This is a genomic window from Haladaptatus sp. (genome assembly GCF_049589095.1).
Taxonomy (GTDB): Archaea; Halobacteriota; Halobacteria; order Halobacteriales; family Haladaptataceae; genus Haladaptatus.
On record NZ_JBAWAC010000250.1, the window covers coordinates 1 to 1,943 of the forward strand.

Consider the following 1,943-nt stretch of genomic DNA (forward strand, 5'->3'; position numbering starts at 1 on the left):
GTTCGAACAGCGTATCCGCCTCCGCTTTTCCGAGACCGGTCCACGCCGATAGCCGCTCGGCGTGTTGGACTTCGTCGTCCGTCGCCCACACGGCGTCGAGTGCGAACGGAACGAACACCATGTGCACGTCCCGAGCATCGACGTCGCCGAACCGGAACGCCAGCGCGTAGTCGTCCGGAATCGACCGCCGGAACATCAACCCCTTCGCCTGCGAGAGAAACGAATCCGCCGTCTCGACATCGTTCGCTAGCGTCTCCGACCGTCCGTCCGATTCGTGTACGACGCGCACGTCGCCAACTCCTCAGGCAGGAGACAAAACTTTTGTGCGAGAGCGCCGCCACCCACGACCATGGAGAAAACCCCGTCGGGGACCGCCGTCGGCGTGGACGACCCCTACGAACACGCCGGACTCTGTGATCACCTGACCGACGAGGGAAACTGCCGCTACGCGTTCGAGCATCCGGAACACGACCCCGAATTCGCCCGCGAGCGCCGGGAGGAGGAGTTTCGCTGTCCTGTCGCGGACCCGGACGGCGATTGGGAGTGGAGCGACTGTCCGCACTATCGCTGTCGCAACCGCGACCGCGAATGCATCCGCTGCGGTCTCGAAGAGCGGCGGATGGCCCACTCCGACGAACACCCGCTGCTCGAAGAACACCACCTCTCGTACGCCGGCGGCGGCGAGACGCTTTCTCACGAAATCACGGTGTATCTCTGTCGCTGGTGCCACGCAAAGGTCCACAAATCGTGGGCGCGCATCGACGACGACGTGAACCCGGACCCGGAAGCCATCGCCGAGGCCGAAGGACGACGAAGTAAGGAACAGGTCGAGACGGCATTTGAAACCGCGGCCGAGCGATACGACCGCGAGCAGTAGCGGGCCGACTAACTGCTCGAATCCGACGAATCGCTCGAATCGGATGAACTACCCGATCCGGACGAACCATCCGAACTCGACTCCGAAGAACTACTTGATCCAGACGAGTTGCCCGAATCCGACCCGTTCGACCCCGTCGAACTATCCGAATCCGACGAATCGCCCGCCGTTCCCGAACCTTTCTCCTTGCTTTTCTTCGCCTCGGCGCGTTCGACCGCCCGCTTCAGTAGCGACGGGGTCAACAGGACGGAGATAACGAAGACGACCAGATAGGCGACGAAGATCTGGTTGCCGACGATGTGTTGGGCCACGCCGAGCGAGACGATGGCGATGCCGGATTCTGAACGTGGTAACAGCGCGAATCCCAGGATGAGCGAGTGTTCCCGACGCCCGCCCGCGATGATGTTGCCGACGTAGCCCGCGATGAAGTTAGACAGGAGGCCGAACACAGCGAAGACGACGATGAAGGTGTTGACGGTTAGCTCACCGAGATCCATTCGCGCGCCGATGGCGACGAAGTAGAGCGGGATGAACACCCCGTACGCGATACCGTACACGTCCGACTGGAGACTCTTGCCTTCCAGTCGCTTGTTCGTGGAGACCACCAATCCGATGGTGAGCGCGCCGATGAAGTACGAGAGGTCCACCGCGTCGGAGGCGTAGCCGAAGATGAAGAGAAGTCCGAGGATTCCGATGAAGTCCGACATGCCGACTTCGGATTTCGACAGCAGGTCGGAGACGGGGTCGAGCAGGAAACGGTAGAAAATCGCCGCGGCGACGAAGAACAGCGCGGCCAACCCGAGCGCGGAGATAGTTCCCATGGTCCCCCCGGCGACGAAGAACAGGGGCAAGATGGAGATACCCAGCAGGCCGACCACGTCGTCCACGACCGACGCGCCGAGGATCCAGCGACCGTACTGCGTGTCGAGTTTGTTCAGCGACAGCAAGGTTCGGACGACGATGGAGACCGATGTCACCGAGAGGATGAGGCCGAGGTAGAGGCTTGACTCCAACCCTTGGCCGAAGTAGCTCCCGATGATGTAGCCGACGATGAACGGGAGGAAGA

3 protein-coding genes are annotated in these 1,943 nt (G+C 61.9%); 1 reads left to right on the plus strand and 2 read right to left on the minus strand.

Annotation, left to right across the window (positions count from 1 at the left end; genetic code table 11):
* The coding region (locus WBV42_RS08165) for a DUF192 domain-containing protein (RefSeq protein WP_423985587.1) at positions 1–289 on the minus strand (289 nt) is incomplete at its 3' end.
* Positions 290–349: 60 nt separating this feature from the next.
* Between WBV42_RS08165 and WBV42_RS08170 the strand changes: the two genes are divergently transcribed.
* Entirely contained in the window at positions 350–877 is a 528-nt protein-coding gene (locus WBV42_RS08170; RefSeq protein WP_423985588.1) for a DUF7097 family protein, read from the plus strand.
* Positions 878–885: 8 nt separating this feature from the next.
* Here the strand turns inward: WBV42_RS08170 and WBV42_RS08175 are convergent.
* Positions 886–1,943, minus strand: a 1,058-nt coding sequence (locus WBV42_RS08175) for a cation:proton antiporter (protein WP_423985589.1), incomplete at its 5' end; no start/stop codon positions are given.